Origin of the sequence: Kingella kingae ATCC 23330, assembly GCF_900111845.1 — a bacterium.
Classification (GTDB): domain Bacteria; phylum Pseudomonadota; class Gammaproteobacteria; order Burkholderiales; family Neisseriaceae; genus Kingella; species Kingella kingae.
In genome coordinates this window covers 91,416-98,057 of the sequence record NZ_FOJK01000005.1, presented here as the reverse complement: position 1 = coordinate 98,057, position 6,642 = coordinate 91,416, and the positions used below count along the sequence as shown (strand labels likewise).

Annotated in this window: 11 protein-coding genes and 1 tRNA gene; 4 read left to right on the top strand and 8 right to left on the bottom strand. The window is 46.6% G+C overall.

Annotated elements, in window-relative coordinates; genetic code table 11:
* Nucleotides 1-46: 46 nt before the first annotated feature.
* From BQ5809_RS10150 to BQ5809_RS02030, 3 genes are all read right to left on the bottom strand, one after another.
* Nucleotides 47-178: a GpE family phage tail protein gene (locus BQ5809_RS10150; RefSeq protein ID WP_038320346.1), complete on the bottom strand. Its 132-nt coding sequence runs from the start codon at nucleotides 176-178 to the stop codon at nucleotides 47-49.
* 34 nt (nucleotides 179-212) lie between these two features.
* Nucleotides 213-503 (bottom strand): phage tail assembly protein, encoded by a 291-nt coding sequence (locus tag BQ5809_RS02035; protein WP_003786198.1) that lies wholly within the window; start codon nucleotides 501-503, stop codon nucleotides 213-215.
* 137 nt (nucleotides 504-640) lie between these two features.
* The gene (locus tag BQ5809_RS02030) at nucleotides 641-1,156 is read right to left on the bottom strand and encodes a phage major tail tube protein (RefSeq protein WP_032827647.1); all 516 of its coding nucleotides are present in this window, start codon (nucleotides 1,154-1,156) and stop codon (nucleotides 641-643) included.
* 51 nt (nucleotides 1,157-1,207) lie between these two features.
* On the opposite strand from BQ5809_RS02030, the gene BQ5809_RS02025 reads away from it, so the two are divergent.
* The 4 genes from BQ5809_RS02025 to BQ5809_RS10650 are packed head-to-tail and all read left to right on the top strand — an operon-like array spanning nucleotide 1,208 to nucleotide 3,214.
* Complete coding sequence (locus BQ5809_RS02025; protein WP_003786202.1) at nucleotides 1,208-1,417, top strand: phage portal protein family protein; 210 nt, start codon at nucleotides 1,208-1,210, stop codon at nucleotides 1,415-1,417.
* A gap of 4 nt (nucleotides 1,418-1,421) precedes the next feature.
* On the top strand, nucleotides 1,422-2,324 hold the full coding sequence (locus BQ5809_RS02020; RefSeq protein WP_003786204.1) for a phage head morphogenesis protein: 903 nt from the start codon (nucleotides 1,422-1,424) through the stop codon (nucleotides 2,322-2,324).
* A 1-nt stretch (nucleotide 2,325) separates the two neighbouring features.
* Entirely contained in the window at nucleotides 2,326-2,769 is a 444-nt protein-coding gene (locus tag BQ5809_RS02015) for a phage virion morphogenesis protein (protein ID WP_003786206.1), read from the top strand.
* Nucleotides 2,759-3,214, top strand: a complete 456-nt coding sequence (locus tag BQ5809_RS10650; RefSeq protein ID WP_143452381.1) for a hypothetical protein — start codon at nucleotides 2,759-2,761, stop codon at nucleotides 3,212-3,214. The genes BQ5809_RS02015 and BQ5809_RS10650 overlap by 11 nt, the downstream gene beginning before the upstream one ends.
* A 127-nt stretch (nucleotides 3,215-3,341) precedes the next feature.
* Here the strand turns inward: BQ5809_RS10650 and BQ5809_RS02005 are convergent.
* The 5 genes from BQ5809_RS02005 to BQ5809_RS01985 form a co-directional block, all read right to left on the bottom strand.
* Nucleotides 3,342-3,418, bottom strand: a tRNA-Pro gene (locus BQ5809_RS02005).
* Nucleotides 3,419-3,454: 36 nt separating this feature from the next.
* Nucleotides 3,455-3,775: a hypothetical protein gene (locus tag BQ5809_RS02000; protein WP_003788685.1), complete on the bottom strand. Its 321-nt coding sequence runs from the start codon at nucleotides 3,773-3,775 to the stop codon at nucleotides 3,455-3,457.
* The gene (locus BQ5809_RS01995; RefSeq protein ID WP_003788688.1) at nucleotides 3,753-4,061 is read right to left on the bottom strand and encodes an integration host factor subunit alpha; all 309 of its coding nucleotides are present in this window, start codon (nucleotides 4,059-4,061) and stop codon (nucleotides 3,753-3,755) included. The genes BQ5809_RS02000 and BQ5809_RS01995 overlap by 23 nt, the downstream gene beginning before the upstream one ends.
* 143 nt (nucleotides 4,062-4,204) lie before the next feature.
* Entirely contained in the window at nucleotides 4,205-5,767 is a 1,563-nt protein-coding gene (locus BQ5809_RS01990) for a TerC family protein (protein ID WP_003788691.1), read from the bottom strand.
* An 80-nt stretch (nucleotides 5,768-5,847) separates the two neighbouring features.
* Entirely contained in the window at nucleotides 5,848-6,621 is a 774-nt protein-coding gene (locus BQ5809_RS01985; protein ID WP_003788693.1) for an amino acid ABC transporter permease, read from the bottom strand.
* Between the last annotated feature and the right edge of the window lie 21 nt (nucleotides 6,622-6,642).

Sequence of the window (6,642 nt, the reverse complement as noted above, 5' to 3'; positions counted from 1 at the left end):
ATTTACAGCACGAAATTGCTGCCGAACGTGAGCGCAACGCCTAATCCTATTTCTGATACTTCGCCTTAATTTGCCGATTGACTTCATCTAGCCAGTCGGCAAATTCATCTAATGGCAAATCGTAAATTTCTTGAACGCTCCACCCAAACCACCACGCCACATCGGCACACGCTGCCAATAGCTGTTTGTGAAATAGCTGCTGACTGGGTGCGTTAAACTGCTTCTTCTTCGGTGCGAAAGGTGGCTTGCAATGCCTCCAAATCTTTCAAATCCAACTCGTCTAAATCTTCTGGCACTAAACCCGTTACACGCGATACCAACATCAAGCCTTGCTCGGCTTCATTTTCAATGTGCATCACAGCGCGTAAATCGCCTACTTTGGGACGGCGCACCGTTACTTTTTGCAGGGTTTCGCCTGTGGCAAGACGAACGGGGTATTTCAGGGTTACGATGGTTTGTACGCCTAAATCTTGTTTGATTTGCTGTGCTGGATTAACAGACATTTTGGTTCTCCTAAACGAGGTTGATGAAAGTGGCAGTTTAAGTGCAGGCTGCTTTGCTGACTTTTAACGCGCATTAAAAAACCAATCTTTGCCGATGTTGGGAAAGATTGGTTTTGTTGTTGCAGGCTAACCGAAAGTTATGCGCCGATGTTTTTGCGGAATTGGCTCAATGCGTCCGAACCGTTTACGCGATAAGTATTGGTAAAGGCGTTGTAATACAGATATTCGCGCCCATCAATCACGACACGGCATTCAGCTGATTGGAATGTGGTCGGATGCTCGGATTTCTCTTTCGGCTTAAACGTGCCAAGGGCATTTTTGCTGAACATCGCGCTGACTGTAATCACAACAGGCACTTCGGTTTTTAAGCCTTGCGCGTTAAAAGTTTGCAAATTGCCGCGCACCATCAACTGTGCGGCTTTGAATGGGTTGTACGCTTTGTTTGCCCATTCAGGGTTAATGCTGTTCCAAGTGATTTCGCCCTCCAATGCTTCCACGCCGCTTGGCAACTTGATTTGTCCCACCAAGCCCAAGCCGTCAAAGTCTTCTTGTTTGATTTCAATTTCAGGCATTTTGAACTCTCTTGCCTGACCCAATAAATTCACGCCGTCAATATAGACATTGGCGTTGTAAATCGCGTTTACTGAACTAATGTTTTATCTCTTTCTTTCAAGCTGCCTTGCCCTTTTGTCCAAATCTTTGATTTGGGTATAAAAGGGTATGCCGTAGGCGGTAAAGCTGATTTCACAAATACATTTGTTCAGAATTTACAAAACGGTGCAACGCCCGAAATCGTGTTACATCAATTAGCCGAAAATTATCCAAACATGAACGACCAAGCCCTACAAGATGAATTGGCACGACTGATTTTCTTGGCGGATTTAGTGGGGCGTTTGGAAGTGCAAGCGGAGTGAAATCATGACCGCCGAAGACATCAAAGTCATTTTTGGAATGCAGCCTGAAAATGCGATTGCCTATTTAAAGCAAAAGCGCGTGGACGTGTCGTGGGATTGGCAAGAGATGCTTGATGACGCACACGTTTCCGCGTTTACCGTTGCGAAAACGGCGGGCATGGACGTAGCGAACGACATTCATCAAGCGGTGGTTAAGGCAGCCGAACAAGGGCAAACATTCAAAGATTTTGAACGCGAACTCACGCCTGTATTACAAAGTAAAGGCTGGTGGGGCAAACAAGAACGTCCAAACCTCGACACAGGCGAAATTCAAAACGTACAACTTGGCAGCCCATACTGCCTGAAAACGATTCATTTAACCAATTTGCAATCCGCTTACATGGCAGCTCGATACGCGGAAATGGTTGCCGCAAAAGACACGCACCCCTATTGGCAATATGTCGCCATCAACGACAAACGCACACGCGAAACACACAGAAAATTGCACGGTCGCGTGTATTCGGCTGATGACGCTGTTTGGGGGAGTTTGTATCCGCCGTTGGATTTTCGTTGCCGTTGTCATGTTCGTCCTTTATCGCGTGAGCGTGGCGAAAGCCAAGTATTACCCAGCCCAAAACTGGAAACCATTACCGTAGATATTGGCGAAAACAAATCCACAGGTGAACAGCGTTACGCCCAACGCACAGGCATTCGCGTGGACAGACAGTTTAATGCAGGATTTAACGCCAATCAAGGCAAGACGTTTTTGCAACGCACCGCACAAATGGCGATAAACAAAGCGCAAAACGTACCACCCGAATTGGCTCGTGTGGCGGTCAAAGAAATGATGTTGCAGGAAAAATTCCGCAATGCTTTGACTTTGGCACAGCTGGCGTGGGTAGCTGAATTATTGGGATTGGGAGCGTAAGATGTTGCAAATCAGTTTAGACACAAGCGATTTTGACAGGGGCATGGCACGGTTGCTGCAAAACGTAGAAAACCGCCGCCCGATGATGTCTAGCATAGCGGTGGAATTGTTGAGCATGTCCGAAGACAATTTTGAAAGCGAAAGCTGGGGCGGTCAAAGTTGGCAGCAAAGCAAACGAGCTGCAAAAGACGGTGGCAAAACGCTACAATTAAGTGGTCAGCTTGCCGCGAGTTTGACTACGCAGTCGGGTAATGATTTTGCACGGATTGGGTCTAATAAACCGTATGCAGCAATTCATCACATAGGTGGGCAAGCAGGGCGTGGGCGTAAAGTTCACATTCCTGCTCGTCCTTATTTACCGATTGATGGTTCAGGGGTGTTGCAGTCTGGCGGCGAGAAGCGTTTGCTGGATATTGTGAAAGCGTCGTTGGCTCGTGGATTGTGATTTGCTCAAAAATGCGAAAAGCGGACGATGTTGTCCGCTTTGTTTTTTTGTTTCACTGTGTGAAATGGCGTTGCAGTTTTTAATCCCACTTTGTTTTGAATTGTCCCGTTTTATCCTGTTTATCTTGCTTGGGTGTGGGTATTTATATTGGTGGGGTTCAGTAACTGTTATGGATAAAATGACTCAAAAATTACAGTTCGCCGATCAATTAAAGGTTACAATGCAAGCAAAAGGCTATGCACCAAAGGCTTCGATTTTGGAACGTGAATTTAATTTACGCTACTTTGGTAAACCGATTACCTTGCACGCTGCTGGTAAATGGTTGCGTGGTGAAGCGATTCCGCACAATGATAAGGTGGTAAAGTTGGCTAAATGGCTTGAAGTGCAGCCTGCAAATTTGGTTTATGGCTTGGATTTGCGTGATGAAATTGACAGATTAAGTTAAGTATTCCATTTCCATTTAATAATGGCCAGATGGTAAGTAAAAAAAATCTTTTATACAAAGTTTTATACAATTTTGGCGCAAAAAGGAAAAGGACTTAACCGATAAATGGTTAAGTCCTTAAATCTATTGGTCGGAGTGAAAGGATTCGAACCTTCGACCCCTTGCACCCCATGCAAGTGCGCTACCAGGCTGCGCCACACTCCGACTCAAAGAAAGTCGCGAATTATAATTTTGTTTGCTTTAATTAGCAAGCGTCTTGTCTATTTGTGTCAGCAAGGCGGTTAGTCTGTCGCGCATTTCGTTGGCGCTAATCACTGGATTGCCTTCACTATCCAATGCTTCTCGCGCGAAATAATCGCTAATGCCATATTGCAACTGGCGCAATTTCAACACATCCAATCGGGTTAGAGTTTGGCCGCCTTTGCCCAAAATGCCGCCAGATTGGCGTTGCCATCCCAGCAGTTGCTCGGGTTGAACGCCAATTACATCGCAGGCTTCTTCCAGACTAAAATAACGCTTGGCTGGAATCGTCTGTGGGTTAGCGTGCTTGTTGTTTTTCATAATAATGTTCTACCATGCCCTTGAGTTTTTGGCTTGCATGGAACGTTACCACGCGACGTGCGGTAATGGCGACTTCTTCGCCTGTTTTAGGGTTGCGTCCTGGGCGTTGCGGTTTGTCGCGCAGTTGGAAATTGCCAAAACCTGAAATTTTAATCTCTTCGCCTTGTGCCAATGTGGTGCGAATTTCTTCAAAAAACAATTCTACAATCTCTTTTGCGTCATTTTTGCCAAGATTGCTGACTTTATCTACTAAAATATCGGCCAATTCTGCTTTTGTTAGTGTCATGTTTATATTACCTATTATTGATGAGAATTAAGGGTCGCTATTATCCCTAATAGTGCGTTTTAATTCAAGTGAATAGTAGAAAAATCATAACAAAATTAAGTGCAGGCTGCTTTTGAATGGTTAAAAAGCAGCCTGCACTTTGTTCACTCTTGCGATTCAGGCACGCACTCAATTTTGACACGCTCAATTTTGTGTCCGTCTTTTTCTAGCACTTCAAATCGCCAGCCGTGAAATTCAATCGCATCGCCCACTTCGGGCAAGTCGCCCATTTCTTCCAGCACCAAGCCTGCCACGGTGTGAAATTCCATGTCATCAGACGGTGCAGGCAAACCCAACTGCGGTGCGAGTTCGACATATTCCAACGCGCCATCAACGGTTACGCTGTTGTCTGACCATTCTTGCATGGTGGGCTCGTCTTGGCGTTCAAATTCTTCGGGGAACTCGCCTGCAATCGTTTCCAGCAAGTCTTTCATGGTTACCATGCCCAGCACTGCGCCAAATTCGTCCACCACCAAAGCGTAGTCCGCGCTGTGTTTGCGAAACAATTCAATCGCTTGCAAGGCGGTTGCGCTTTCTGGCAGCATTAGCGGTTGCTTCAAAGCAGCCTGCACATTGAGTTCGCCGTCTTTTAACACATGGTTGAGCAAATCTTTTTTGTTGATGTAGCCCAGCGGTTCGTCCACGCCTGCTTTGCCGACTACCAGCATTCGTGAATAGGGCGATTCCATTAACTTGGCGCGTTGTTCGTCTTTGCTTTGCGAAATGTCCAAGCGTTCGATGTCGCTGCGTGGAATCATCACGCCAAAAATCGGGCGTTCGGCAAGCGTGAGTACGCTGCGAATCATGGATTTTTCGTTTTCTTCAAAGTGTTCATTGTCGTCTGTGGGGGCGCCGTTGGTGGCGAGCAGGCTTTCGCGTATGCCCATCATGCCCAACACGTTTTCGGCGGTGCGTTGTCGCCACGAGCTGTTGATGTATTCGTTTTTCTTGCTGTTTTTTTGCGATACTTGGTTGAAAATTTCAATCAAAATAGAAAAACCAATCGCGGCATACAAATAGCCTTTTGGAATGTGGAAATGGAACGCTTCGGCAATTAAGCTAAATCCAATCATCAACAAAAAGCCCAAACACAACATCACGACTGTTGGGTGCTTGTCCACAAACTCGGTTAGCGGTTTGCTGGCGGTTATCATGACTGCCATGGCGACAACGACGGCTGCCATTGCCACGACAATATGTTCCACCATTGCTGCGGCGGTAATCACGCTATCAATGGAAAACACGGCATCGAGTACCAAAATTTGTCCAACCACGCCCCAAAATGCGGCGTGTTTTTTGTTGGTGTCGGCAACTTGAAAGTGGTTTACGCCTTCCAAGCGTTCGTGCAATTCGGTGGTGGCTTTGTAGAGCAGGAAAATACCGCCTGCAAACATAATCATGTCTTTGCCCGAAATCGCCATGCCAAATAATTGCATCAACGGCGATGTGAGCGTCATGATTTTTGCCATAGACGCGAGCATGATAATGCGAATAATCACTGCCAACGCCAAACCTGTGAGCCGTGCTTTGTCGCGCAATGACGGTTTGACTTTATTGGCTAAAATCGCGACAAAAACCAAGTTGTCTATGCCCAGTACGACTTCTAGTATGAACAAAGTTACAAAACCTATCCAAGTTTGTGGTTCGGCAAGCCAGCTTATGCCCATTGTGTTGTTTTCCTTGTGGGGTGAATGATGTGAGTAGAAAAAGCAGCCTGCACTCTATATTTGCAGGCTGCTTTGCCATTTTAACGATGATGTGCGGTGTTGTATTTCTTTTCCAAAGACGAGAATACCCAGCCCAGCACGATAGACATCACCAAATAAATCAGCGCAACAGTATAAAGCGGTGCTTCATAAATAGAATAACGCCCCGAAATCGTACTTTGTACATACGCCAATTCCGCCACTGCAATCGCCGACACCAGCGAGCTGTCTTTGAGCAGCGTGATAAATTCGTTTGCCAACGGCGGCAACATTCGGCGCAAGGCTTGCGGCAAAATCACATGGCGCATGGCTTGTGGATAAGTCAAACCCAGCGAGCGAGCGGCTTCCATTTGTCCTTTATCAATAGACTGAATGCCTGCGCGGAAAATTTCGGTGATGTACGCGCCTGCGTTTACGGTCAAAGCCAACGCGCCTGCCACCAACGCGGCGTGATTACGGCGGATTTCGCTTGCCAAGTCGCCACTAATCAACCAACCGTCTGTGGGATTAATCAGCGCGGTCGACCAAACAAAGTGCCAAATAAAAATCTGCACATACAACGGTGTGCCACGAAACAGGGTAACGTACAAGCCCGATAGCGTTCGCAATAACCACGCAATCGCTTTGGCAAACGCGCCGCCTTTTTCTACGCGCACAATGCGTGCCAATGCGCCAAATAAGCCCAGCACCACGCCGCCTGCAACCGCCCATGTTGTGAGTTTCAGCGTCATCCACGCGCCTTTCACAAACATTTCGCGATATTCCCAAATAATTTTTAATTGGCTGTGTTGCGCCAACCAGTCTTCAGAATTCATACTACTCTCTATCAAACAAAT